31 protein-coding genes and 1 tRNA gene are annotated in these 24,330 nt (G+C 60.0%); 10 read left to right on the top strand and 22 right to left on the bottom strand.

Annotation, left to right across the window (positions count from 1 at the left end; genetic code table 11):
• Entirely contained in the window at positions 1-702 is a 702-nt protein-coding gene (locus HU825_RS10450; protein ID WP_043295976.1) for an ABC transporter ATP-binding protein, read from the top strand.
• 57 nt (positions 703-759) lie between these two features.
• Here the strand turns inward: HU825_RS10450 and dcd are convergent, their stop codons facing one another.
• Positions 760-1,326, bottom strand: coding sequence for a dCTP deaminase (gene dcd / locus HU825_RS10445; protein ID WP_043295975.1), 567 nt, complete (start codon positions 1,324-1,326; stop codon positions 760-762).
• A 327-nt stretch (positions 1,327-1,653) separates the two neighbouring features.
• Between dcd and HU825_RS10440 the strand changes: the two genes are divergently transcribed.
• Positions 1,654-1,863, top strand: coding sequence for a cold-shock protein (locus HU825_RS10440; RefSeq protein WP_003282211.1), 210 nt, complete (start codon positions 1,654-1,656; stop codon positions 1,861-1,863).
• A gap of 109 nt (positions 1,864-1,972) precedes the next feature.
• Here HU825_RS10440 and apbC read toward each other — a convergent pair whose 3' ends face one another.
• Positions 1,973-3,067, bottom strand: coding sequence for an iron-sulfur cluster carrier protein ApbC (apbC, locus tag HU825_RS10435; protein WP_043295974.1), 1,095 nt, complete (start codon positions 3,065-3,067; stop codon positions 1,973-1,975).
• A 182-nt stretch (positions 3,068-3,249) separates the two neighbouring features.
• On the opposite strand from apbC, the gene metG reads away from it, so the two are divergent.
• From metG to HU825_RS10415, 4 genes are all read left to right on the top strand, one after another.
• On the top strand, positions 3,250-5,289 hold the full coding sequence (metG, locus tag HU825_RS10430) for a methionine--tRNA ligase (RefSeq protein ID WP_234301987.1): 2,040 nt from the start codon (positions 3,250-3,252) through the stop codon (positions 5,287-5,289).
• 61 nt (positions 5,290-5,350) lie between these two features.
• A complete protein-coding gene (locus HU825_RS10425; RefSeq protein ID WP_156716374.1) occupies positions 5,351-5,557 on the top strand; it encodes a cysteine-rich CWC family protein in 207 nt (68 codons plus the stop codon).
• Positions 5,557-6,249 carry a pseudouridine synthase gene (locus HU825_RS10420; protein WP_156716373.1) on the top strand — a complete coding sequence of 231 codons (693 nt, stop codon included), beginning with the start codon at positions 5,557-5,559 and terminating at the stop codon, positions 6,247-6,249. The genes HU825_RS10425 and HU825_RS10420 overlap by 1 nt, the downstream gene beginning before the upstream one ends.
• Positions 6,250-6,331: 82 nt before the next feature.
• A tRNA-Gly gene (locus HU825_RS10415) sits at positions 6,332-6,405 on the top strand.
• 99 nt (positions 6,406-6,504) lie between these two features.
• Here the strand turns inward: HU825_RS10415 and nadS are convergent.
• The 15 genes from nadS to HU825_RS10340 all read right to left on the bottom strand — a co-directional run bounded on the left by nadS (position 6,505) and on the right by HU825_RS10340 (position 15,333).
• On the bottom strand, positions 6,505-6,795 hold the full coding sequence (nadS, locus tag HU825_RS10410) for a NadS family protein (protein WP_165595284.1): 291 nt from the start codon (positions 6,793-6,795) through the stop codon (positions 6,505-6,507).
• Between the two features lie 5 nt (positions 6,796-6,800).
• Positions 6,801-7,115: a type II toxin-antitoxin system RelE/ParE family toxin gene (locus HU825_RS10405; protein ID WP_165595285.1), complete on the bottom strand. Its 315-nt coding sequence runs from the start codon at positions 7,113-7,115 to the stop codon at positions 6,801-6,803.
• A gap of 41 nt (positions 7,116-7,156) precedes the next feature.
• Positions 7,157-8,164 carry a phage integrase gene (locus HU825_RS10400; protein ID WP_234301986.1) on the bottom strand — a complete coding sequence of 336 codons (1,008 nt, stop codon included), beginning with the start codon at positions 8,162-8,164 and terminating at the stop codon, positions 7,157-7,159.
• The gene (locus HU825_RS10395) at positions 8,164-9,441 is read right to left on the bottom strand and encodes a hypothetical protein (RefSeq protein WP_234301985.1); all 1,278 of its coding nucleotides are present in this window, start codon (positions 9,439-9,441) and stop codon (positions 8,164-8,166) included. The genes HU825_RS10400 and HU825_RS10395 overlap by 1 nt, the downstream gene beginning before the upstream one ends.
• Positions 9,442-9,587: 146 nt before the next feature.
• Complete coding sequence (locus tag HU825_RS10390) at positions 9,588-10,766, bottom strand: zonular occludens toxin domain-containing protein (protein WP_234301984.1); 1,179 nt, start codon at positions 10,764-10,766, stop codon at positions 9,588-9,590.
• Positions 10,767-10,778: 12 nt separating this feature from the next.
• Positions 10,779-11,105: a DUF2523 domain-containing protein gene (locus tag HU825_RS10385; protein WP_043298722.1), complete on the bottom strand. Its 327-nt coding sequence runs from the start codon at positions 11,103-11,105 to the stop codon at positions 10,779-10,781.
• Positions 11,105-12,502 (bottom strand): virulence factor TspB C-terminal domain-related protein, encoded by a 1,398-nt coding sequence (locus tag HU825_RS10380; RefSeq protein WP_234301983.1) that lies wholly within the window; start codon positions 12,500-12,502, stop codon positions 11,105-11,107. Before HU825_RS10380 ends, HU825_RS10385 begins: the two co-directional genes overlap by 1 nt.
• 149 nt (positions 12,503-12,651) lie before the next feature.
• Positions 12,652-12,861, bottom strand: a complete 210-nt coding sequence (locus tag HU825_RS10375) for a major capsid protein (protein ID WP_043298724.1) — start codon at positions 12,859-12,861, stop codon at positions 12,652-12,654.
• A gap of 10 nt (positions 12,862-12,871) precedes the next feature.
• On the bottom strand, positions 12,872-13,087 hold the full coding sequence (locus HU825_RS10370) for a hypothetical protein (RefSeq protein ID WP_015277797.1): 216 nt from the start codon (positions 13,085-13,087) through the stop codon (positions 12,872-12,874).
• Positions 13,084-13,260: a hypothetical protein gene (locus tag HU825_RS10365; protein WP_234301982.1), complete on the bottom strand. Its 177-nt coding sequence runs from the start codon at positions 13,258-13,260 to the stop codon at positions 13,084-13,086. The genes HU825_RS10370 and HU825_RS10365 overlap by 4 nt, the downstream gene beginning before the upstream one ends.
• A gap of 15 nt (positions 13,261-13,275) precedes the next feature.
• Positions 13,276-13,635 carry a hypothetical protein gene (locus HU825_RS10360; protein WP_234301981.1) on the bottom strand — a complete coding sequence of 120 codons (360 nt, stop codon included), beginning with the start codon at positions 13,633-13,635 and terminating at the stop codon, positions 13,276-13,278.
• A 683-nt stretch (positions 13,636-14,318) separates the two neighbouring features.
• Entirely contained in the window at positions 14,319-14,654 is a 336-nt protein-coding gene (locus tag HU825_RS10355) for a DUF5447 family protein (RefSeq protein WP_234301980.1), read from the bottom strand.
• Between the two features lie 3 nt (positions 14,655-14,657).
• Positions 14,658-14,975, bottom strand: a complete 318-nt coding sequence (locus HU825_RS10350; RefSeq protein WP_234301979.1) for an Arc family DNA-binding protein — start codon at positions 14,973-14,975, stop codon at positions 14,658-14,660.
• Positions 14,972-15,121, bottom strand: coding sequence for a helix-turn-helix domain-containing protein (locus tag HU825_RS10345; protein ID WP_234301978.1), 150 nt, complete (start codon positions 15,119-15,121; stop codon positions 14,972-14,974). The genes HU825_RS10350 and HU825_RS10345 overlap by 4 nt, the downstream gene beginning before the upstream one ends.
• Positions 15,118-15,333, bottom strand: a complete 216-nt coding sequence (locus HU825_RS10340) for a hypothetical protein (protein WP_014819553.1) — start codon at positions 15,331-15,333, stop codon at positions 15,118-15,120. Before HU825_RS10340 ends, HU825_RS10345 begins: the two co-directional genes overlap by 4 nt.
• 245 nt (positions 15,334-15,578) lie before the next feature.
• Between HU825_RS10340 and HU825_RS10335 the strand changes: the two genes are divergently transcribed.
• The 4 genes from HU825_RS10335 (at position 15,579) to HU825_RS10320 (ending at position 19,302) form a co-directional block, all read left to right on the top strand.
• Positions 15,579-15,734, top strand: a complete 156-nt coding sequence (locus HU825_RS10335; protein ID WP_234301977.1) for a hypothetical protein — start codon at positions 15,579-15,581, stop codon at positions 15,732-15,734.
• Positions 15,735-15,816: 82 nt separating this feature from the next.
• Entirely contained in the window at positions 15,817-17,823 is a 2,007-nt protein-coding gene (locus HU825_RS10330) for an STM2767 family DEAD/DEAH box helicase (RefSeq protein ID WP_234301976.1), read from the top strand.
• Between the two features lie 11 nt (positions 17,824-17,834).
• Positions 17,835-18,476, top strand: a complete 642-nt coding sequence (locus HU825_RS10325) for an STM2766 family helicase-associated protein (protein WP_234301975.1) — start codon at positions 17,835-17,837, stop codon at positions 18,474-18,476.
• Between the two features lie 43 nt (positions 18,477-18,519).
• Positions 18,520-19,302: a DUF2726 domain-containing protein gene (locus tag HU825_RS10320; protein ID WP_234301974.1), complete on the top strand. Its 783-nt coding sequence runs from the start codon at positions 18,520-18,522 to the stop codon at positions 19,300-19,302.
• Positions 19,303-19,512: 210 nt separating this feature from the next.
• Here the strand turns inward: HU825_RS10320 and pcaD are convergent, their stop codons facing one another.
• The 5 genes from pcaD to HU825_RS10295 form a co-directional block, all read right to left on the bottom strand.
• Positions 19,513-20,301 (bottom strand): 3-oxoadipate enol-lactonase, encoded by a 789-nt coding sequence (pcaD, locus tag HU825_RS10315; RefSeq protein ID WP_043295971.1) that lies wholly within the window; start codon positions 20,299-20,301, stop codon positions 19,513-19,515.
• Between the two features lie 156 nt (positions 20,302-20,457).
• Entirely contained in the window at positions 20,458-21,663 is a 1,206-nt protein-coding gene (pcaF, locus tag HU825_RS10310; protein WP_234301973.1) for a 3-oxoadipyl-CoA thiolase, read from the bottom strand.
• Positions 21,660-22,448 carry a CoA-transferase subunit beta gene (locus HU825_RS10305; RefSeq protein ID WP_054093707.1) on the bottom strand — a complete coding sequence of 263 codons (789 nt, stop codon included), beginning with the start codon at positions 22,446-22,448 and terminating at the stop codon, positions 21,660-21,662. Before HU825_RS10305 ends, pcaF begins: the two co-directional genes overlap by 4 nt.
• The gene (locus tag HU825_RS10300; RefSeq protein WP_234301972.1) at positions 22,448-23,299 is read right to left on the bottom strand and encodes a CoA transferase subunit A; all 852 of its coding nucleotides are present in this window, start codon (positions 23,297-23,299) and stop codon (positions 22,448-22,450) included. The genes HU825_RS10305 and HU825_RS10300 overlap by 1 nt, the downstream gene beginning before the upstream one ends.
• 180 nt (positions 23,300-23,479) lie before the next feature.
• Positions 23,480-24,322 (bottom strand): IclR family transcriptional regulator, encoded by an 843-nt coding sequence (locus HU825_RS10295; protein ID WP_054093705.1) that lies wholly within the window; start codon positions 24,320-24,322, stop codon positions 23,480-23,482.
• Between the last annotated feature and the right edge of the window lie 8 nt (positions 24,323-24,330).

Genomic DNA, 24,330 nt, shown 5'->3' with positions numbered 1-24,330 from the left:
ATGCTGTCTTTCGATAACGTCTCCACCTGTTACGGCAAGATCCAGGCGCTGCATGACGTCAGCCTCAACGTCGAGCGGGGCGAAATCGTCACGCTGATCGGCGCCAACGGTGCCGGTAAGTCGACCCTGCTGATGACGCTCTGCGGCTCGCCCCAGGCCGCGAGCGGCAGCATCCGTTACGAGGGCGAGGAACTGGTCGGCCAGCAAAGCTGCGACATCATGCGCAAGAGCATCGCCGTGGTGCCGGAAGGACGCAGGGTGTTTGCGCGCCTGACCGTCGAGGAGAATCTGGCGATGGGCGGATTCTTCGGCAGCAAGGCCGACAACCAGCAGCAGCTGGACAAGGTGTTGCACCTGTTCCCGCGCCTGCAGGAGCGCCTTGCGCAGCGTGCCGGCACCATGTCCGGCGGCGAGCAGCAGATGCTGGCCATTGGTCGGGCGCTGATGAGCAAACCGAAGCTGCTGCTGCTGGACGAACCGTCGCTGGGCCTGGCGCCGATCATCATCCAGCAGATCTTCGACATCATCGAACAGCTGCGTGAGGATGGCGTGACGATTTTCCTCGTCGAGCAGAACGCCAACCAGGCGCTCAGGCTGGCCGATCGGGGCTATGTGTTGGAGAACGGGCGCATCGTCATGCAGGGCAGCGGCGAGCAGCTGCTGAACGACCCGAAGGTACGCGACGCCTATCTCGGCGCGTGAAGCGTCAATGAAAGCACCGCAGTCCGGGCGAGCGTCCCGGCTGCGGCGCCTCGTCCATCAGGCCTTGGGCAGGGTCACGCCGCGCTGCCCCTGATACTTGCCGCCGCGGTCGCGGTAAGACACCTCACAAGGCTCGTCGGACTGCAGGAACAGCATCTGCGCCACGCCCTCGTTGGCATAGATCTTCGCCGGCAGCGTGGTGGTGTTGGAGAACTCCAGCGTCACATGGCCTTCCCACTCCGGTTCCAGCGGCGTGACGTTGACGATGATGCCGCAACGCGCGTAGGTGCTCTTGCCCAGGCAGATCGTCAACACATCGCGCGGGATGCGGAAATACTCGACGGTACGCGCCAGCGCGAAGGAGTTCGGTGGAATGATGCACACCGGCCCCTTCACATCCACGAAGCTCTTCTCGTCGAAATTCTTCGGATCCACGGTGGCCGAATGGATGTTGGTGAACACCTTGAATTCATCGGCGCAGCGCACGTCGTAACCGTAGCTGGAGACGCCATAGGAGATCAGTCGCTCGCTGCCTTCGGTGCGCACCTGGCGCTCGACGAAGGGCTCGATCATGCCGTGATCCTGGGCCATGCGGCGAATCCACTTGTCCGATTTGATGCTCATGGCTGGCGTCCTGAATAGGTTAATGGTCCTGCGAAGAGGCGCATCTTACCGAGCCTGACACGGGTGTTCAAAGCCTGGCTTCTGTCACGCCGCAACGGCCGTCACAGCCAGCTGCGGCCGCACGGCGAAGAAATCCAAAATAAAGCTCGCTTTGCTCCAGAAAAACGGTATTGTTACTGGGCTGCTGCTGCATGTGTCACCGTGAATCGCTACATGTTTAGATTTCGATCCAAATATCGATACGACTCCTATCTCCTTGCACACAGTGATGTTCGGGCCTTTTAGCCCGCACTTTATTCTTCAAAACTTGGTTCAAGGAGACATCAAATGTCCAATCGCCAAACCGGTACCGTTAAGTGGTTCAACGATGAGAAAGGCTTCGGCTTCATCACTCCGCAATCCGGTGACGACCTCTTCGTACACTTCCGTGCCATTCAGGGTGACGGCTTCAAGAGCCTGAAAGAAGGCCAGCAAGTCTCCTTCGTCGCTACCCGCGGCCAGAAAGGCATGCAAGCTGAGGAAGTTCAGGTTATCTAACCTGAAGCTTCTCTGAAAAAGCCCCGCTTCGGCGGGGCTTTTTTTATGCCTGCGATTTTCCTTCAGTCTGCGGGCGGCCGGCTGCCGCCGCCACCCGCAGACTGCCGGCTCAATCGTCAGACACCACGATCTTCGGCATCGACTGGGCAATGATCTGCCCGCTCTGAGCGATGCGAGCGCCGACGGTGCGGGCGATCTGCTGGTAGATCATGGCGATCTGGCTTTCCGGGTCGGCGATCACGGTCGGCGTGCCCGCATCGGCCTGGCTGCGGATCGCCATCGACAGCGGCAACGACGCCAGCAGGTCGACGTTGTACTGGGCCGCCAGTTTCTCGCCACCACCTTCACCGAACAGATGCTCGGCATGGCCGCAGTTCGAACAGATGTGCACAGCCATGTTCTCCACCACACCCAGGACGGGGATATTCACCTTGCGGAACATCTCCACGCCCTTCTTCGCATCCAGCAACGCCAGGTCCTGCGGCGTGGTGACGATCACCGCGCCGGTCACCGGCACCTTCTGCGCCAGCGTCAGCTGGATATCGCCGGTGCCCGGCGGCATGTCGATCACCAGATAATCCAGGTTGTCCCAGGCGGTCTGGGTGATCAGCTGCAACAACGCACCGGACACCATCGGCCCGCGCCAGACCATCGGGGTCTTGTCGTCGGCCAGAAACGCCATCGACATCACCTGCACCCCGTGTGCCTGCAGCGGCACGAAGGCCTTGCCATCACGAATCTGCGGGCGCGTGCCCTCGGCGATGCCGAACATGATGCCCTGGCTCGGCCCATAGATGTCGGCGTCCAGCATGCCGACACGCGCCCCTTCGCGGGCCAGCGCCAGCGCCAGATTGGCGGCGGTGGTGGATTTGCCGACGCCCCCCTTGCCCGAGGAAACGGCAATGATGTTCTTCACATTGGCCAATGCCGGTACTTGCTCCTGAGACTTGTGCGCGCGAATCACGCAATCGACCTGCACGTCGGCACGGGCGACGCCATCCAGCCCCTCGATCGCCATTGCCAACATCTGCGCCCAACCGCTGCGAAACAGCCCCGCGGCGTAGCCCAGTTCGAGCTGAACGCTGACGCGCTCCCCCCCAACGTCGATCGAACGCACGCAACCGGCACTGACCGGATCCTGGTTCAAGTGGGGATCGGTGTACTGGCGCAGTACGTTTTCCACAGCTTCACGGGTGACGGACATGGCTACTCCCAAGAAAGACCGAGCAAATCAGGCAGGCATATTACCGCGCAGTCAGCCTCCAGCCCACCGCAGCAGAGCCGCAGCGGCCGCCGAGCGCTGCGTGCGCCGGCTGCGCGGATGAAAAAAACCCGACACACCTTTATAGTTGCAGCCTTTCTTTCGTAATTCCGAACGCAGATCCCATGTCCGAAGCCCGCCAGATTCTCGTTACCAGCGCCCTCCCCTATGCCAACGGTTCGATCCACCTCGGCCATATGCTCGAGTACATCCAGACCGACATGTGGGTGCGCTTCCAGAAGCTGCGCGGCAACCAGTGCATCTACGTCTGCGCCGACGATGCCCACGGCTCGGCGATCATGCTGCGCGCGGAGAAGGAAGGCATTACACCGGAACAACTGATCGCCAATGTACAGGCCGAGCACAGCGCCGACTTCGCCGACTTCCTGGTCGATTTCGACAACTTCCACTCGACCCATGCCGAGGAAAACCGCGAGCTCGCCGAGCTGATCTACACCCGCCTGCGCGATGCCGGGCACATCGCCACCCGCTCGGTGACGCAGTACTTCGACCCCGAGAAGGGCATGTTCCTCGCCGATCGCTTCATCAAGGGCACCTGCCCCAAGTGCGGCGCTGAGGACCAGTACGGCGATAACTGCGAAAAATGCGGCGCCACCTACGAGCCCACCGAACTGAAGGACCCGCGCTCGGCGATCTCCGGCGCCACCCCGGTGCTCAAGGACTCCAAGCACTTCTTCTTCAAGCTGCCGGACTTCGAGGCGATGCTCAAGGAGTGGACCCGCAGCGGCACGCTGCAGGAATCGGTGGCCAACAAGATCGCCGAATGGCTGGACGGCGGCCTGCAGGAGTGGGACATCTCCCGTGACGCGCCCTACTTCGGCTTCGAGATTCCCGACGAGCCGGGCAAGTACTTCTACGTGTGGCTGGACGCGCCGATCGGCTACATGGCGAGCTTCCAGAACCTCTGCAAGCGCCGCCCGGAGCTCTCCTTCGATGCTTTCTGGGCCAAGGAATCGAGCGCTGAGCTGTACCACTTCATCGGCAAGGACATCATCAACTTCCACACCCTGTTCTGGCCCGCCATGCTCGAAGGCGCCGGCTACCGCAAGCCGACCGCGGTCAACGTGCATGGCTACCTGACGGTGAACGGGCAGAAGATGTCCAAGTCGCGTGGCACCTTCATCAAGGCACGTACCTATCTTGAGCACCTCAATCCCGAATACCTGCGGTACTACTACGCGTCCAAACTCGGCCGCGGCGTCGACGACCTCGACCTGAACCTCGAGGACTTCGTGCAAAAGGTCAACTCGGACCTGGTCGGCAAGGTGGTCAACATCGCCAGCCGCTGCGCCGGCTTCATCCACAAGGGCAATGGCGGCGTGATGGTCGACGCCAACCTCGAACCGGAACTCTGGGCTGGCTTCCAGGCCGCTGCGCCGAGCATCGCCGAAGCCTACGAGGCGCGTGATTTTGCCCGCGCCATGCGCGAAATCATGCACCTGGCCGACCGCGCCAACGCCTGGATCGCCGACAAGGCGCCCTGGGCGCTGAACAAGGTCGAGGGCAAGCAGACCGAGGTGCAGGAAATCTGTGCGCTGGGCATCAACCTGTTCCGCCAGCTGGTGATCTTCCTCAAGCCCGTTCTACCGAACCTCGCCGCCGCCGCCGAACAGTTCCTCAACGTCGCGCCACTGAGCTGGAACGACCATGCCACGCTGCTGGCCAACCACCAGCTCAACGCCTTCACGCCGCTGATGACGCGTATCGAGCCGGCGAAGATCGAAGCCATGATCGAAGCCTCCAAGGAAGACCTGGCGGCCAGCGCGCCCGCCGCTCCGGCAGGCAACGGCGAACTGGTCAAGGAGCCGCTGGCGCCGGAAATCAACTTCGATGCCTTCGCCGCGGTCGATCTGCGCATCGCGTTGATCGAGAAGGCCGAGCTGGTCGAGGGTGCCGACAAGCTGCTGCGCCTGACGCTGGACATCGGCGACGCCAAGCGCAATGTGTTTTCCGGCATCAAGAGCGCCTACCCGGACCCGAGCAAGCTGGAAGGTCGCCTGACCCTGTACGTCGCCAACCTGGCGCCGCGCAAGATGAAGTTCGGCCTGTCCGAGGGCATGGTCCTGGCGGCGGGCCCCGGCGGCAGCGAAATTTATTTGCTCAGCCCTGACGCCGGCGCCAAGCCAGGTCAGCGCGTCATGTAACCCGGCGTCGCCTGCCGGCCCACCGCCGGCAGGCGACACCCGATGCTTCAACGGAAACGCCATGAGCGAGCCTGTCGAACCCTCCCGTTGCCCGCTCTGCGGCCAACCCAACCAGTGCGCCGAGTGCGATCCCGGTGCGCAACAGCCGTGCTGGTGCATGTCTGCCACCATCGATCAGGACGCCCTCGAACGCATCCCTCCTGCGCTCAGAAACCAGGCCTGCCTCTGCCCACGCTGCGCCCGCAGCGAAGACCTAGCCAAAGCCTGATGCGCCTGGATCGCTACCTCGCCGGCCGCGCGCAACTCAGCCGCCAGGATGTCCAGCGTCTGCTCGTCGAAGGTCGCGCGCGGGTGAATGGCGAGGTGATCCGGGCGATGGACCGGGAAGTGCGTCTGTTCGATCGCATCGAACTCGACGGTGCACTGCTACAGCCAGGAAAGACCGCCCGCTACCTGATGCTGCACAAGCCAAGCGGCTGCGTCAGCGCCACCCGTGATACGTCGCACCGCACGGTAATCGACCTGATTGACGAACCTGACAAGGATGACCTGCACATCGCTGGCCGCCTGGACTTCAACACCACCGGCCTGATGCTGCTTACCAATGATGGCCAGTGGTCGCGCCGCCTGACCCAGCCGAGCAGCCTGCAGAGCAAGGTCTACCTGGTCGACACCGAGGACGAGATCGACCCCGCCTGCATCGAGGCCTTCGCCAAGGGCCTGTACTTCCGCTTCGAGGGCCTCACCACCCAGCCGGCCCAGTTGGAACTGCTCGGCCTGCGCCGCGCCCGCCTGACCCTGCACGAAGGCCGCTACCATCAGGTCAAACGCATGTTCGGCCACTTCCGCAACCGGGTCACCGCGCTGCACCGTGAGCGCATGGGCCCCGTGCTACTGGACCCAAGCCTCGCGCCCGGGCGCTATCGCCCGCTCACCGCCGAGGAAATCACGCAGATTTAGGGGGACCTGAGCGGCCCATCCTAGAAAAAGCTGCCACCGCGCTTCATTTCAACGCGGCCTTCTGGTAAAAAGGCACCCTCAAGCGGGCGTCGTATAATGGCATTACCTGAGCTTCCCAAGCTCATGACGAGGGTTCGATTCCCTTCGCCCGCTCCAGACACCACACGCTAAGGCCCTGTTTTTACAGGGCTTTTTCGTTTCTGGCTTTTAGTGGTGTCGAAGAAGTGTCGAAAAGGACCAGCCGCTAGGCCGAGATCAGACGGACGAAAGCGCCTGGATAACGTGCTTCGGATCGTTATGAATAGCGCGCAGCAGCGCCTTGGCCGGACCGGTCGGTTCGCGTCGGCCTTGTTCCCAATTGCGCAGCGTGCCGAGCTGAACATCGATCATCGCCGCAAACTTGGCCTGAGTCAGCCCGGTTGCCTTGCGGATTTCCTTCACCTGCAGAGCATCCACGGTGAACTCCCGCGAAGGCTGTCGCTCGCCTCGCCGGATCTCATCCATCTGCTGGACGCTTTCCAGAAGGTCTTCGAAGAATCTACTCATGGTGATTACCTCCACCGCTCGATGATTTGCTTGAGCACCTTGCGCTCGTCTGCCGTAAGGTCGTCCTTCTCGTTCTTCGGGTAGATCAGCAGAAGCGCGATCTGCGAAGCAGCCGTGAAGTGGTAGTAGATGACCCTGGAGCCGCCTCGCTTGCCGTGACCACTGGACGCAACTCGAACCTTGCGGATGCCGCCAGTACCTTCGATCACGTCTCCCATGTCGGGCCGATCAGCCAATTGCCGTTGAAACTCCGCATAGCTGTCATCGCTGAGCAGCTCCCGCAGGCGCTTGGTAAACATCGGCGTCTCGATAAAGATCATAGCTGATTGTACGCCATTGGCGCACCTCCTCTAATTGTCGTTTACTGATCCGCGAGCGGTAAGGCAATGCCTGCCAGCGGCCCCAGCCTGATCGCATCATGCAAATGCTCAGGCGCGAGGTGGGCGTAGCGCATCGTCATGTTCAGCGACGCATGGCCCAGGATCTCCTTCAGCGTCACGATGTGCCCGCCACCCATGATGAAGTGAGCTGCGAAGGTGTGCCGCAGGATGTGGCTTGCCTGTCCGCGTGGTGGCTTGATCGAGGTCGAGAGCAGGACCAGACGGAACACGCCGATGCAGTTGGTGAACGGGCCGTGCGTCTGCCAGTGCTTCTTGATCGCTGCCACCAGCTCAGGCGTTACCGGGACCATCCGCACCCGCTTGGACTTGGTATTGGCGAACACCAGGGCATTGCCTCTTATCCGCTCCGGTCGCAACGCTTGCGCCTCACCCCACCTTGCCCCGGTTGCCAGACAGATACGCGCCACCATCGCCGGATGCGGAGACGTGTTCCGAGCCTGGAGCGCATCGAGCAGTTCCGAAATCTGTGGCTTGGTCAGGTAGGCCAGCGGCCGCTCCTGCAACCGAACCGGACGAATACGGGTGAACGGACAGGGATAGTCGATCACGTCGAGTTTATGCAGCTCGTTGTAAACGGCTTTCAGGTAGCCGAGGCGATTGTTCGCTGTCTTGCCGGTTACGCCTGCTGCCATCCAACGCGCGCGCGTGGCAGCGATCTTTGCACCATCGACCATACGGGCTACCGGGTCGCCCATCGCCTTTGCACACGCCCGCAGGATCGCCACACGACGAACGCCATCGGAGAGCGAGACGCCGTGAAGGTCGAACCACAGCTCGACCAGCTCCGACAGCCTGCGCTTATCCTTTGGCCGTGGTGCCCAATCGTTCGATTCGTTGCACTTGGCTCGACAGGTCGCCTCGAAGCGCATTGCCTCGGCCTTGGTCTTCAGCGTCTTGCGAAACCGCTTGCCTTTGACCGGCTCAACATCGACCCGCCAGCGACCGTCAGGGAGCTGCTGGATCGCCATCAGACCGCTCTACCCCATCGAACATGGCGCTCCTGGAGCAACGTCTTGATGTGCTTGTACAGGTCGCGCTCGCTCATATCCTTGGCCGCGTAGTGGTCACGAATGACCGGCCAGCATTCCCATTCTTTCAGTCGATCAAATGCGGTTTTAGCGCCCACTCGCTCCCGTGCCAGCAGGCTTACGAAGTTTCCCAGGAATAGCTCGACGTTCTTGCCGCTGAAGCCACGGCTGGTCTTGTAGTAGCGCTTGTACTCGGTTTCATCGACCAGGGAGTCGACCGGCACATCGACACGAATATCGTCGCGAATCAGCGTCCAGATTGGCTCGTACTGCCCCGGACGATGCAGCAACTTGAACTGGCACAGCCCGTAGCGCCACAGGCCGTCGAGGTGGCCCGAAAACGCTGCGTATGAATCCGTCTCGATGGCCTCGCCGGTCTTTGCGCTGATCGACCCGCTGGCGAACTGCTGGATGACCGAATGGTGGTAGCGCAGCTCGATCCGCCACACGTCCGCTTCCGGATCGTAGTTATCAGGATCGGCGGGATCGAACGAGTCCCGACGACGCCAGACGCTTTCCCAAAAGTCGAGCTTATCGGTCGCGCGGGCCTGTTCGGTCTTGTTGTAGATACACAACTGGACGCCACCAGCCGAGCCGAACATGGACGTTTCCCCGCGCCCGTAGACGCTGGACTTGGTCGCCCAGTTGATTTCGTTGATGCCCGAGATATCCCGATGCGTCCGCGCGCGGCAGTGCAGTCGCGCCACCAGATCCACCGGAGGCTTCCAGCCCTGGAGATCCAACGCCAGATGGACAGCGCACTGGTTGCGTTCGCGGTGCGTCATAACGGCTGCAGCGTAGTAGTCCATCCGCTCTTGCAGGCGCTCAGGCGACAGCGCGTCGATCGCGTGCGGCGACACCTCGATTTTCAGGTGTGGGCCGATCTGTTCCAGCTTGGCGTTGAAGTTTTTGATGAGCAGCACGAAGCCGAGATCGGCGTTCTGCAACTTGTACTGGTAGCCCGAGTCCCGCCCTACCCGTCCGGCATGCCAGAACTCGCCAGCGAACTCGACCATGACGCCCGGTTTCTCGAACAGCGCCATGATTTCCGGGCGGATCAGCCCGCGATACAGCTGGCGGACCGTATCGACGCCGCAACGCAGCAAGCGAACGCCCGACAGGTCGGTCAGCTTGGCCGAATGGCTATCGAAGAACAGCCGTCCGTTTGGGGTTTCCTGAAAATTTTGGTCAACACGAATCTGATCTTTAACGCTCATTTTCTAATGCTCCAAATTGCAACGAATCGACACTGTTCAGTTGGGTTTATCTGACGTGTTACAGGGACGTCAGCGCGCGCGTTTGCACGCCGGCTCGTGCCTCGCCGCGCGTGCAAAGAGCGCAAGCGCCCGCGCGCTGACGGTCATCACCACAGGAAACGCCCCTTCTCGTAAGGCACGCGCGTAAGCGTGGTAGCCGCCTGCTGCTGGCTTGGCTGATAGGCCGGTATGCTGGTCGGTGGTGGTGGCTGGTTGCGCATGTCCTGCGGCGAGCCACGGTCAGGCTTGGTGTCGTCGAAGTAGCCGTTCTGCACGACCGACATGCAGAAGGCGAACGACACTTCCAGCCGCGTGCCCTGCTGGGTGTTGCAGCGGCATCCCGTCAGCCCTTCATCGCTGTCGCCCACCTGCATGCGCTTGTAGTTGCGGGCGATCAGTTCCCGGTCAGTGGTGGCGATGCAGACCGGTTTCGGGAAGGCTTGCGGCCCCGTCAGGCCGTCATATACCGGCGCCGAGGCTGGCAGGTCCTGCACCCTCGGAACCCGCTTGCCGAGGTACTGCTCGACGGTGAGCGGCGCGGCCTGTTCGGCGTCGGTGGCGCTAGGCCGGATAAACGCTCCGACCGTATCGCGCACCTGATCGACCATGCTTCCGGCCGGCGCGCTGGTGGTGGCTTCGGCCTGAGCTTTCTCGGCGCTGTACCGCTCATAGGCGCGGTAAACGAGGATGCCGGCACCCAGGATCACGCACATCGCGAGGATGAATTTCGTGGGCACCTTGGTCTGGAAATGGTGCTTGGCATTGGTGCTGGTGTAGGCACCGAAATAGCGTTTATCCAGGCGCAGCGATTTCTTGTCGGCGTCCTTGAAGCTGGTTTTTAGCTCGACTTTCTCTACGACGACTTCCGACTCGAAGCGCAGCAGCTGAGCGGACTTGAACACGCGCCAGTAGTGGATATGCGCATTGCACAGCCGGCGCAGGTGCACATCGAGGTAGCGCGGGTCCTGTGTGACGAGGTGCACTTCGTGACCCTGGTGGCGCATCGTCTCAAAACGGGTGATGTGCTCCGGTGGCCGCGCCCTGGGATCGCGTGCGCCGAACCAGCCCTGCGCTTCATCGACCACGATGAGCGAATCGTTCGGCAGCTCGAACCACTTCTCCGGGTCTTCGAACTCAAACCACTGCGCTTGCAGTTGATCGGGCTTGAGGCCGTTGATGTTGTGGAAGTAGACGACGCGGCCCTCGGCGTGGGCCTTCTGATCGACTTCGCGGATGGTGTTGAGGGTCTTGCCGTGGCCGGGCTTGCCGGTGCGGATAACGAGCATGACGGCGCCTCCTTAGGCTTCGATGGAGGTGCCGCCCGGCTTGTGCCAGACCTGATTGCGGCGACGGTCAGTGGCCTTGTCGATCCCCGCCAGCATGAAGCGCGTCGAGATCGCGGCGAAATACAGGTTCACCACCACATCGAACTTCGCCAGCCCGAGGATTCCCTGAATCACCGGCCCCACATCACCCATCAGGCCGAACAGGTAGCTTTGCGCCTGGCCGATGATCAGGTTGAAGCCGACATAGGAGACGAAGCCGAAGCCGATCATTTTCAGCACCATCTTCACCAGCGGGCCGAGGATGATCACGAGCATCTGCACGATGAATAGAAACTGCATTACTGACCTCCTACGGAGCGGCCCACATACAGGGCAGCCAGGACGGTAGCCACAGCCACGAACAGGCCGCTCAGATCACTGGCGGCGCGGCATAGCGGCTCATAGGTGAGTTCGAACGAGCGCCCGCCAGCGGTGCGAAGGGTGAACTTCTCCGCTGCCGGGCAGTTGGGCGAGAGAAACCGGGTGCCCTGATTGACGAAGGTCGGCAGCTCGATATCAGCGCCTTCCTGTAGCTTGAATTTGTCGCCCTGGACGGCCGCTTCGATGGAGGACTGGTGTTTCTTGAAGTCGGCTTGTTCTTCAGCGTGGCAGCGCAGCTCTTTCTGCTGGCGAAGGATGGCGCACTGGACGGCATCGCCCTCGCAGCTCAGGGTCGCCTCGCAGGGTTCGCCGCCAACGCTGGACTTGTCCTCTTCTTCCTCGCCTTCGCCTTCGCCCGTGCCGGTACCACCGCCGCCCGAGCCATCGCCGTCCCCTTCTCCGTCGCCCGAACCGTCACCATCCCCCGAGCCGTCTCCCGAACCGCTGCCATCGCCGGAGCCACCCCCATCGGAGCCGCCACCACCACCGCCGCCTCCATCGCCTGAACCATCGCCAGGGTCAGCGGGATCGGTTGGGTCAGTCGGATCGGTCGGGCCGTCAGGATCAGGCGGCGGCGTGTTCGGCGAACAAAAGGTGCCGTTGTAGGTGTAACCCTCAGGGCACTTGTTATCGGTGTCCGGGGGCGGTGTGTCGTCGGGGTTCTGCGTATCGCCTGCCGAGGGATCGCCCGGCGATTTGAGCGTGCTTTCGTTGCACTGGATGCCGTTGCCGCTGTACGAGTACACCCCGAACACGCCGGGCGGATTGCCGCTGCTGTAGACGTACACATTGGAGGCGGCGGTGTAGGTGAAGGCGTATTGGCAGCCGTTGCCGCAGACCGAGCCGGGAGGATCGATCGACGGCTGGCCCACTGCCGACTTCATCAGATGTTCGTGGCTGACGGTCTGGCCGTTGGTGGCTTCGCATTGATCAGGCTCTGGCGGCCCATCGCAGGTTACGCCATCCGCCGAGCCAAACTCGCATTCTTGCGTGATCTTCTCCCACCAGCCGTACTGCCATCGCGTCCCGCTTCTAAAGCCGTAGCACTGGCCCGTTTGAGTGTTACCACCAGCCGATTCGTGGGCATAACCGATTTGCTTGGACAGGTCGATGCACGCTGCATTGGGAGACTTACCAAATGCCGTTTTGGTGGCATCGGCACCCATTCCTGTCGCCTTATAGGTAATGACTTCTACGGCGCAGGCGGCCTGTGTAGCCAATAGGGATATAGCCAGCGCCAAAAACCAAAAGCGAGCGGCCTTCATCATCACCACCTCGAAAAGATCGCCTGATCGCTTGGCACAAAGCATCCGCATAATCACACCCGCCCAAAAAACACGAGATAGAACGCCAGGGTGGTGAGGATCAGGACGTACAGTTCGTAACTCATGGCGTTTCCCTGGAAGAGAAAACCCCGCCGGAGCGGGGTTTGTTTGCTTCGGCACATGCAGTGCGCTAACCCCGGTTACAGGGCGCGGCGCATGTACTTGAACGCCATCGCGGCGATGATCACGGCGAAGACGGCCCAGCCGATGGTGCCGACGTCGGTACCCGCAGTATCGAGCGCGGTGGTGGCTTCGGCCGGGACTGCCGCGTAGACAGAGCCAGCAGCAGCCGAGAGAGCAACGGCAGCGCCGAGGCCGATTTTCTTGATGAAGTGCTTGTTCAGTTGCATGGGTGATACCTCACTGTTTCAGGGCTTTTTTCAGGACTAGGAAGCCGAACACGGTGGCGAACAGAACAATCGCTTCGCCTTGCAGCTCGGAGACTTGGTCCCAGGTCAGTGCAGAGCCGTAGAGGCTTTGCATCTCCTCGACCGTGAGGGCGACCAGCGAGCCAGAGCAGATGGGCGAGCCATCGGCGCCTTGCAGCCAGTCACCGTCACAGGCGAGGAAATTCATTCGCCGGCCTGCGCGAGGTCAGCGGATTCGGAGGGTTCGCAGTCGGGGCAGACGGCGAAGTGGGGCGGCAGACTGAGGTCGGGCAGCAGGTCGCTTTGCGGCGCGGGCAGCGCCATGAGCTTGCCCATGTCGTTGCCGCAACAGTCGCAGTACACCCGGTCATCGATCAGCATGGCCGCCCCTCCCGGTTAGTTGGCCTTGGCCGGGTCGCCGGCTTTGGCCTGGGGTTGAGCTGGGGCGCGCGGGGTTTCGGCAGCGGCGCGGGTCTGGACGGCTTCGAGCTGGAGCGCCAGATTCTTGCCCTTGTTCTGCCCACCACGGGCAATCTCGAAATGGATGCGCACCAGTTGCAGCGGCTCGAACTGCGCGCCGGCTGCGAAGATCTCGTCGGCTACTTCGTCCGCTGCTGCCATGCCGATAATCGACAGGCCGTGTTCGGTCTTGCCGTCCGGCTCATCGCCGTAGAAGACCTTGATGTACTTCTGGCCCGCTTCACCGTCGAAGCGTTGAGTGCCGAGAAATGCAACTTCCATAGTCGAACGTGCCATCTTGTGTTTCCTCTCTCTAGTTGCGCTTTATTGCGCTGCTTTGCTTTCTGCAGGCCGAGCGATCCCGAACGAGTGAAAAAGCAATTTCACTGCGACCGGCTTTGTTACTTGGCTTGCGGGTTATCTATAGCTGTATTTAAACACTCTTGGAACAACTATTTATCAAGTATTAAAAGATTAAATACTTCATTTTTTAATGCGACGAATAGTGCTGAATTGACACTTTCCACTTGATCGAACATTAATTTCATTAATCATCGAAAACGCTGTTTAACACCAAGGGCTTCGCCCTTGTCATCCCACTCTCGCCGCCGAGGGCTCGGGAGCGCGGGAGGGAAAAGCGCTCCCGCACTCACGAGCGGAGGCTGTTTCGGTTCGTGCAGGGTCAAGGGTGCGCTCCGCCCGTGCTTCCGTTCGCCGGATCGGTGAAGCGTGATCCGACGAGCCGGGAGCGCGGCCCTGGACCTCTTCGGCCACGCGCTCAGCCTGATAACGCTCAGCGACATAGCGACGCAGCTCGACGAGGGACCGGTGTTTCGTTGGCTCGCTACCGTCCAACGGAATGAATAGAGGAACATCGCGGCGATAGGTGACGTGCCCGTACAGCTCCCCGCCAACGGTCAGCTCCCGACCGATCTCATGCCAGTTAGGTGCCGCGATACGAACCTGCATCCGCTTGCGCCCTACCCCACCAGCTCGAACGGCTCGTGAATCGGCACGTAGGGCGTTGGCTTGCCGGAGTCGTAAATAACGCTCCACCACTTCGCGGGGCGGTCGGGTGGCGTGTGCTTCTCGCAGATAAAGGCCGGTTCCACTGTCCACTCCGAGAGCAGAGGCTTCCAGGTTCCACCGACGCAGGCCATTTGCAGCGTACGAATCGGCCGCGCATACGCGGGGCGGCATTGGGCGCATGGTGTGGACCGGGAGGGATCGGGTTTCGCCATTTCGCGTCTGGACCAGCAGACAGAGCAGTCGCAGTCCTGGGCGTGCGGAAGGCGTTGATATTGGGAGTTGGACATAACTCATTGCCCCACCTCTTGCTTAGCTAACACTGCGCGAGCGGCAACCAAGGCATCATTCAAAAGGCCGACATCAGCGGGCACTTTGCCTAGGTAAGGAAGCAACTGATCCAACGAGGCAACGCACTTAGAAAGCGCAGAGATCACTTCACGGTCGTTACTTGCCTCCTGCATGCACTGCGCAGCAGCGCCAAACGACGCTTCCAGGCGAAGAACGATTTCGGCGTTCAGGGAGCGGCGTGCAGCCCAAGCGGACTGCTCGACCTGGGCGCGAAGTGCAGCAGGCATACGCAGCTTGAATTGCTGGTCTGTGCGGCTCATTGGTCCACCCCCGGAAAACGCACCAGACGGGTTTTGCCAAGTTTCACGCTCTCGACGGCGCCAGTCCTGACCCAACCAGCAACCGTCTCCACGGACACACCGATCAGAGCGGCGAATGCAGCTTGCATATAGAGAGGAGGATTCATGCGGTCCACTCCTGTTCGAGCAGCCAGCTACGCAGCAGCGCACTGTTAATCATGCGGCGCTTGCCGAGCTTTACGGTGGGGAGTACGCCCCGGTAGACCCAGGCGCGGGCCATGGAGCATGTCAGGCCATTACGTTCGGCCCAGGCTTCGACGGTTTCCACGTCCTGCTGTGGGGCGATCAGCTTTGAAGGTTCCAGCTCTTCCAGTTCCATGCTCGTTCCGTCACTATTCGTGGCAATTTATGCATGCGTGCATTGACGAATAATTCGTCACCGAGCGAAATACTACAGACGAAATATTCGTCACTCAAATATTTCGTCAGTGATTTTTAGAGCATTTTGGAATGATAGAAGAGCGTTTAAGAACGCTTGTCCGTTACATCGGTCCGGCGCGACTCGCCCAAGCTTCGGCGATCAAGAACCGACGGCGGTGGCAAACAGTAGCCACGGACTTGAAGGTGAAGACCCGTATTGAAGATATGGAGGAGTTGCTGAAGGCATTTCCCCAGTACGAGCTCTGGCTGTGGAAAGGAGAAGTTGACCCTTCTAAAGGCCAATTTTCGCCAGGATATGAAGAAGCGAATTCAAACTTGCCCAATCAAAGCGCGGGATAGCGGTCACCAAAGAAGTAGCTAAGCGATGGTACGCCCGGACGTCAACCAGTGGGCAGTTGTCAAATCCACGGAAGAATTGATCATGAGCAGTTACGTATATACAGACACAGACGCAAGCGCCGCAGCCGAAGGCTTCATGCAAGAGCTAGCTGATTGGTGTGCGGAAAAATATATTCAATGCTACGTACTCAAAAAGCCGTTAATCGAAGTTAAATCAGACTATGCGGCCGGCGACAGCTACGCAATACTAATTCCCAAAAGAAAAATTCTATTTGTCAATTTTGACAAAAATCGCGACGCATTTGAAGAGTACATCGAAGACTTCATTGAAGACATTGGATACATTTCAAATAAATACAATTACAAAGACAAAATCGGCCGACCCAAAGCCTGGAGCCGCGATCTAATCACCGAGATCGTAGTAGAAGACACACTAGGGATAGCCGAATACCTAGACGAAACCGAACTTTACGACCTTTTCCAGCAACGCACTTCAGAATTACTAGTATCCCTTGTAACCGGCAGCATTAATGACATTGACCGTGTAGGGGTAGATGTCCCTGAGAACGACTTAGATCGTATAAAAAGGAACATCCTACTATTTGATGGCGATCAAACGAGATTTGTTTACCAAAACCTGAATCAAAAAGTCGTACGAATTCAAGGATTGTCCGGCACGGGAAAAACCGAACTTCTCTTACACAAACTCAAAGAACTATACGTCTCTGATAGTAAAAGCAAGATATTAATGACATGCCACAATAAAATACTGGCAACCAACTTGCGCCGCAGAATCCCAAGCTTCTTCAACTTCATGAAAGTTGAACAACAAATCGAATGGGACAAAAGATTATTTTGCGTTCACGGATGGGGCTCACAAAACGACCAAACCAGCGGAACATACGCTGCCATATGCAGTCATTACAACCTTACGTTCTTCCCTTGGTCTCGACTAATGGACTTTGACCGGGCATGCAACCTAGCGCTAAAAGAACTTGAGGAAAAAAGATTTTCCGAAGACGATTATGCCTTCGATTACATGTTAATAGATGAGAGCCAAGACTTTCCAGAGAGCTTCTTTGAGTTATGCAGAAAAGTAACAAGAAACTCCATCTACATCGCAGGCGATATTTTTCAAAGTATATTTGACGAAAGGAAAGAAGTCGGCGGCCAGCCTGAATTCATTCTCAGCAAATGCTACAGAACAGCCCCTGCAACTCTCATGTTCGCCCAGGCCTTAGGCATGGGTTATTTTGAACCAAAAAAACTAAACTGGCTCTCTAATGAAGACCTTGAAGCTTGCGGCTACATTAGCCGAGTCGATAAAACCACAAACGAGTTAGTTCTTAAACGCGAGCCAATAAGCAGATTCGAAGACGTAAAAGACGAGAGCGAAAGCGTTAGCCTTATTCGAATCAGCGGCAGTTATGTTCCGAGCTGCGCGAACAAAATAATCGAATGCCTCCAAGAAATCAGAGACGCTTACCCTAATGTTGAGCCAGCAGATATCGGGATCATTATGATCGACCGAGGGAAGGCTTCTTACGAGATTTCTGACCTACTGGCAACAATGATACCCAGAGCAATGGAATGGCCGGTAAACAAAGCATACGAAACCCGCCTACCGAGCAGACCTGGTGAAATCTTTTTAAGCAACACCAACCATGTTAAGGGCCTAGAATTTCCATTTGTAATTTGCGCCACTCACAGCCTATCCGACTCATTTAGCCACCGCAACTCGTTGTACATGGCTATAACGCGATCATTTTTGAAAACCTATGTGATTGTAAGAGAAGGCTTTAACACGGAAGCGCTGGACAATATCGAGCAAGGCCTCAACAATATCTTTGATGAGCATGCGCTTCGAGTGATCCCGCCAACCCCACAAGAACAAGAGCAAATCAAAGCCAACGTAAAATGGCAAGGGAGCTTGAAAACATTTGACGAAGTGGCTATGGAAGTCCTAATAGAATTAAAAGTAAGCAAACAAAAATCCGAGAAACTCTTAAGCGTAATGAAAATTATGCTAGATGCAAACTCGGAACGAGAGGATATATTTAAACTGGCAAAAAAACTAATCTCTGAATAAGGAAGCAAGCGATGACTTCCTACACATTTAGCATTGACCAATACCAATATGCCAGAGCAATAAAACCAGTACGCACTAGATTTGACGTAATTGAAATCTGGATGGAGCTGGCCAAGCTAATTATTAATTACTATCCACCACAGGAGCAATTTATCCACGCGAGCCTGAAAGTCATATCTACGCGAATGAGCCGTGTATTCGTTAGCACTGAAGAAAAGGTTTTTTCAATCGCATTCCCATTTCGAATCGAAGTCGAGGGAGATCAATTTCAGCTCACATCTTCCCATGGAATTCCCATAGACAGCCAAGTTACTTCGGAAGTTCTTCTGGCCACATCAGCGTTCAGAGGACAAGGAATTCAAACAGAGTGGGATCTAATACAATATTTTGACGATCAAGGTGGGGCTTCCCAGACTTTCTGGTCATTATTCACTGAAATGCTCGACGCGGAAGACGGCTATTTACGTTTTGACCATGATCCAGCGCAAAGAAACGGGCATCTTCACCCACTGAATCATGCCGATATTTTCTATACTAATGGGTCTAGCTTTAAAATTGGCTTTAGAGAACGGCCAACCATGGAGCGGATGATCGATATACTCAACCGGGAAACAAACTGCCACTACCTTGAAGTACCTATTGCCGAACTTTAGCCAAATAGGTAGTAGTTTTCCCTAGAACCAAACAGGTCTATACATGGATGTTTTCGGCTGGATTATCGTTTTCGCTATTGTCTTTTTCATTTTTCAAGTTAAGAAGAAGCCAAAATCAAATCGCTACAAGCGGCCAGCTCGCGCGCCATGGAAGGAGCCAGCAAAGAAGCAAGAGCCGACGTTCACTGGGACAGCCAGCGCTCAGCCTCAACCGCAGCAACCACAACAAACGCCACAGTCAGCCCAACCGAGTCGCAAGATCGCCGCGGATGGTTTTCGCTACGACCCAGAGGGCGAATGGCCGTTTCAGAAGCGGAAGCTGATAACCGCAACGGAAACAGTGCTGTTCGAGCGCCTACGGCAAGCATTACCGGATCACTACATCTTCACCCAGGTGCAGCTATCGCAGCTGGTGGCGATCAAGAAAGGCCACAGCTTCAAGATGTGGTTTTCCCGCATCAGTCAGATGAGCGTTGATTTCGTGATCGCGGACGAGTTCTTGAACACCGTTGCGGCCGTAGAGCTGGACGACAAATCGCACTACTCGGACGAGGATCGACACAAAGCCGATGCCAAGAAGGACAAGGTTCTAACCGCAGCGGGCATTCGCGTTGTGCGCTGGCGTTGCGAGATCATGCCGTCCGTAGAGCAGATCGCCCTTACCTTCCCGGAGTGCAAACGGGCGCCCGAGCCGCAGCCTCAAAGAGCTGTTCCGACCCCTGCTGCTGAGCCGGTCATTGAGCCAAGTGCAAATGTGGAGCGGATCGAGCCTACTTTTGAACGGCCGGTGCAGGTCGAGCCACGCTCACCATCGCAGCCCGGTTAGCTGTCGATAAAGTGTCGAAAACACTGTGCCGAATTGCGTCGAAACGAGCAGACGGCTCAGCCCGGAAACCACATAACGACACGCATTGAGCCGGAACGACACACTAAGCAAAAGGGTTCGATTCCCTTCGCCCGCTCCAGATACGAAATAAAAAAGCCCTGTTTTTACAGGGCTTTTTTATGTCTTCAGGATGACCTTCTCTCCACTGTCTCACCCGCGCAGGAATTCCAATACGCGCTGGGTGAAGGCTTGCCCAGCTTCGACGTTCGAGAGGTGGGCGGCTTCGAAGGCTACCAGTTCCGCGCCGGCAACTTGTGCCCGGATGAACTGACCGTGCTCCACGGTCGTCACCGGATCCTTGGCGCCACAGACCACGAGGGTGGGCGCGGTGATGGCGGCTAGCTGCTCACGGAAATCGGCATCGCGCACGGCGGCGCAGTTGGCGGCGTAGCCGTCCGGTGAGGTGTTGGCGATCATGTCGGTGATACGGCTCGCGATGTCCGGGTGCTGCTCGGCGAAGCCAGGAGTGAACCAGCGTGCGACGGAGGCGTCGCGCATGTCGCGCATGGCTTGCTGCTGCCCCCTGAGTACCGTCTCGATGCGGTCGTTCCAGATTTGTTCGGTGCCGATCTTCGCGGCGGTGTTACACAGCACGAGGCGCTGCAGGCGCGGACCGGCATGGAGCGCCAGCCACTGGCCAATCAACCCGCCCATCGACAGTCCGCAGAAAGAAAAACTTTCAATTCCCAGCCCATCGAGCAAACCGAGCACGTCGCGGCCCAACTGTTCGATGCTGTAGGGGCCGGGGCTGGCGCTCGATTCGCCGTGGCCGCGGGTGTCGTATCGCAGCACGCGAAAATGGTTGGCGAACACCGGAATCTGCTCATCCCACATACCCAGGCTGGTGCCCAGCGAATTGGAGAGCACCAGTACCGGCAGGCCTTCGGCGCCATCGAAACGGTAGTTCAGACTGGCATCGGCCAATTTCAGGGTCGGCATGGTCATTCACTCTTTTCAAACGGGATGTTCGGCCGGCGTATCGTTCAACGATGCGGTCGGCCAGGATAAAAGAACGGTTCGAATCCTCGCTCGGCTGGGTAGGTATCCGGCCAGCCGTGAGCACTTACGGCTGCGCGGACTCTACCGTGCCTGCATTCAGATCCGCTCAACTGCCAGCGCCAGGCCCTGGCCGACGCCGACGCACATGGTCGCCAGGCCGAGCTTGCCGCCGGACTTCTCCAGCTGGTGCACCGCGGTCAGCACCAGGCGCGCGCCGCTCATGCCCAGCGGGTGGCCGAGGGCGATGGCGCCGCCATTGGGGTTCACGCGGGCATCGTCATCGGCCAGGCCTAGCGCGCGGATCACCGCCAGGCCCTGGGCGGCGAACGCTTCGTTGAGCTCAATCACATCGAACTCGTCCACCGCCTTGCCCAGGCGCTCGCAAAGCTTCTTCACCGCTGGCACCGGGCCGATGCCCATGACCCGCGGCGCGACGCCGGCGCTGGCCATGCCGAGCACCTTGGCGCGCGGCTTCAAGCCGTATTTCTGCACCGCCTCGGCGCTGGCGAGGATCATCGCCGCCGCGCCGTCGTTGACGCCCGAGGCGTTGCCGGCGGTGACGGTCTTGCCTTCGCCGTTGACCGGCTTGAGCCTGGCCAGGGCCTCGGCCGTGGTGTCGGCGCGCGGATGCTCGTCGGTGTCGACCACGGTCTCGCCCTTGCGGGTCTTGATCACCACCGGGACGATCTCCTCGGCGAAGAAGCCGGCCTGCTGGGCCGCCGCGGTGCGCTGCTGGCTGCGCAGGGCAAAGGCGTCCTGGTCGGCGCGGTTGACGTGCCAGTCATCGGCGACGTTGTCAGCGGTCTGCGGCATGGCATCGACGCCGTACTGCGCCTTCATCAGCGGGTTGATGAAGCGCCAGCCGATGGTGGTGTCCTCGATCTTCTGGCCGCGGCCGAACGCCGTGTCGGCCTTGTTCATCACGTAGGGCGCGCGGGACATGGACTCCACGCCGCCGGCGATGGCCAGTTCCAGCTCGCCGCTGGCGATGGCGCGGAAGGCGGTGCCCACCGCGTCCATGCCCGAGGCGCACAGGCGGTTCAGTGTCACGCCCGGCACGCTGTCCGGCAGCCCGGCGAGCAGCGCTGCCATGCGCGCGACGTTGCGGTTGTCCTCGCCGGCCTGGTTGGCGCAGCCCATGAACACCTCGTCGATCGCCGCCGGGTCGAGCTCGGGGTTGCGTTCGAGCAGGGCCTTGAGCGGGATCGCCGCCAGGTCGTCGGCGCGCACCGCCGCCAGCGCACCACCGAAGCGGCCGATAGGCGTGCGCACGGCATCGCAGATGAAGACGTCGCGACTCATTCGTCACCTCCAGCCTGGCCGTGGGCGGCGGCGGTGCGCGCTTCCAGGGCGCGCAGTGCAGCCAGTTCCTCGGCGCGCGGCGCCTCGGTGGTGGCGACCTCATCGGCGAAGCGAATCGCCCAGCCGGTGTTCTCGATCACCTGCTCGCGGGTCACGCCCGGGTGCAGCGCGGTGACGACGAACTCGTGGGTACCGGCTTCGGGCTCCATGATGCACAGGTCAGTGATGATCGCCACCGGGCCCTGGCCCGGCAGGCCGAGCTGCTTGCGGTGCTCGCCGCCCTCGCCGAAGCCGACCGAGGTGATGAAGGCCAGCTTGTCGACGAAGGTGCGGTGCGACTGTTTGAGGATGATCAGCACTTGCTTGGCGCTGCCGGCGATCTCCGGCGCGCCGCCGGCGCCCGGCAGGCGCACCTTGGGCTGGTGGTAGTCGCCGATCACCGTGGTGTTGATGTTGCCGTACTTGTCCACCTGCGCCGCACCGAGGAAGCCGACGTCAATGCGCCCGCCCTGCAGCCAGTAGCGGAAGATCTCGCCGGTGGGCACCACGGTGTCGGCGGTCTCGGCCAGTTCGCCGTCGCCGATCGACAGCGGCAGGACGCTCGGCTTGGCGCCGATCGGGCCGGATTCGTAGATCAGCACGACTTCCGGCGCATGGGTCAGCCGCGCCAGGTTGGCGGCCTTGGACGGCAGGCCGATGCCGACGAAGCAGACGCTGCCATTGCCCAGGCGGCGGGCGGCGGCGACGGTCATCATTTCATTGGTGCTGTAATCGTGAACGCTCATCAGATGGCCTCCCCTGCGAGCTTTTGCTTGAACTCGGCGAAATCGGCCGTGCCGCGGATATACGTGTCGATCCAGGCACCGAACGCCGAGCGATCACGGGCGATCGGGTCCCAGGCCTGGTAGAAGCGGTTGTCGCGCTCGTAGTAGCCGTGGGCGTAGGATGGATGCGCGCCGCCCGGCACCAGGCAGACGGCAGTCAGCGCCCAGGTTGGCAGCACACAGGCGTTCATCGGCGCGTTGAGGTCGTCGACGATTTCCTCGACGGTGACGATGCAGCGTTTGGCGGCCAGGGCGGCCTCCTTCTGCACGCCGAGGATGCCCTGGATCAGCACGTTGCCCTTGCGGTCGGCCTTCTGCGCGTGGATCACGGTGACGTCCGGACGCACGCTCGGCACGGCGGCCAGCACTTCGCCGGTGAACGGACAGGTGACCGACTTGATCACCGGGTTGACCTTCGGCAGGTCGGAGCCGGCATAGGCACGCAGCACGGCGAACGGCAGGCCCGAGGCGCCGGCGACGTAGGCGTTAGCGAGGTCGGCGTGACTGTGCTCCTCGATCTCCAGCGGCTGCGGCCACTGCTTCTCCACCGCATCGCGCAGGCGGTGCAGCGAGCCGACGCCGGGGTTGCCGCCCCAGGAGAAGATCAGCTTCTTCGCGCAGCCGGCGCCGATCAGCAGGTCGTAGACCAGGTCCGGCGTCATGCGCACCAGGGTCAGCTCCTGTTTGTTCTGGCGCACGATCTCGTGGGCCGCAGCGGTGGGGATCAGATGGGTAAAACCTTCCAGCGCGACGGTATCGCCGTTCTGGATGAAGCGCTCGACGGCTTCGCGGAGCGAGAGGAGTTCAGCCATGAGTCGGATCTCGTGTGGTTTTCATTACGCCGTATGCGTTGGAGAAAACGGTAACGGTCCAGCTCACACCTAACAATCCGATAATCGACATACCGTTCGATTATCGAACCAAATAGCGCCTTCACACCGCGCCAAGCGCACGACGCCACGCACCGGCTGCGAGGCCCGACCGATGCTGCGTCAATGAAATAGCCGCGTGCTCAGTTCGCGACTGGCTTCGAGCAGCACCGGCAGGAAACGCGTCTCCAGCTCCTGACGCGAGACACGTCCCGCATGGGTGCCGACGTTCAGCGCGGCCAGCACCTGGCCGGCGGAATCCTTGAGCGGAACCGCCAGCGAGCGCAGGCCAACTTCCAGCTCCTGGTCGACGATGACCCAGCCCTGACGGCGGATTTCCGCGATGCTCGCCCGCAGTGCCTCGGGCGTGTGCAAGGTGCGGCTGGTCTTGACCTGCAGGTCGGCGCGTTCGAGGTATTCGTCGAGCGCCGTGTCGTCCAGCGCCGCCAGCAGGATGCGGCCCATCGACGTGCAATACGCCGGCAGTCGGCTGCCCACCGACAGGTCCACCGAGATCAGCCGCTGTGGCGTGGCTGAGCGCGCGACGTAGAGCACCTCGTCACCTTCCAGCGTGGCCATCGAACAGGCTTCGTGCAGCTGCTCGCTGAGATGATCGAGGATCGGTTGCGCGGTCAGCGCCAGCGGCGTCGAGGACAGATAGGCATGCCCCAGCGTCAATACCTTGGGCAGCAGCGAATAGGTGCGCCCGTCGGTGGTGACGTAGCCGAGCTTCATCAGCGTGTGCAGACAGCGGCGCACGGCGGCGCGGGGAATTTCGGTGCGATGGCTGATCTGCGCGATGGTCAGGTGGCGCTTGCGTTCCTGGAAGGCGTGGATCACCGCCAACCCGCGCGCCAGCGAGGTCATGAAATTGGGATCGCCGGTCAGCGCTTCGATGCGCTTGGCCGGCGAGGCGACGATGGGCGGCGCCATCGCGGCGGGATGGAAGCGCGTGTCGTCGGTCATGGCGATGC

It is taken from the genome of Pseudomonas phenolilytica, from assembly GCF_021432765.1.
In the GTDB taxonomy this organism is placed as follows: domain Bacteria; phylum Pseudomonadota; class Gammaproteobacteria; order Pseudomonadales; family Pseudomonadaceae; genus Stutzerimonas; species Stutzerimonas phenolilytica.
The sequence above is the reverse complement of the archived record's forward strand: the minus strand, read 5'-3'. Positions and strand labels throughout refer to the sequence as shown.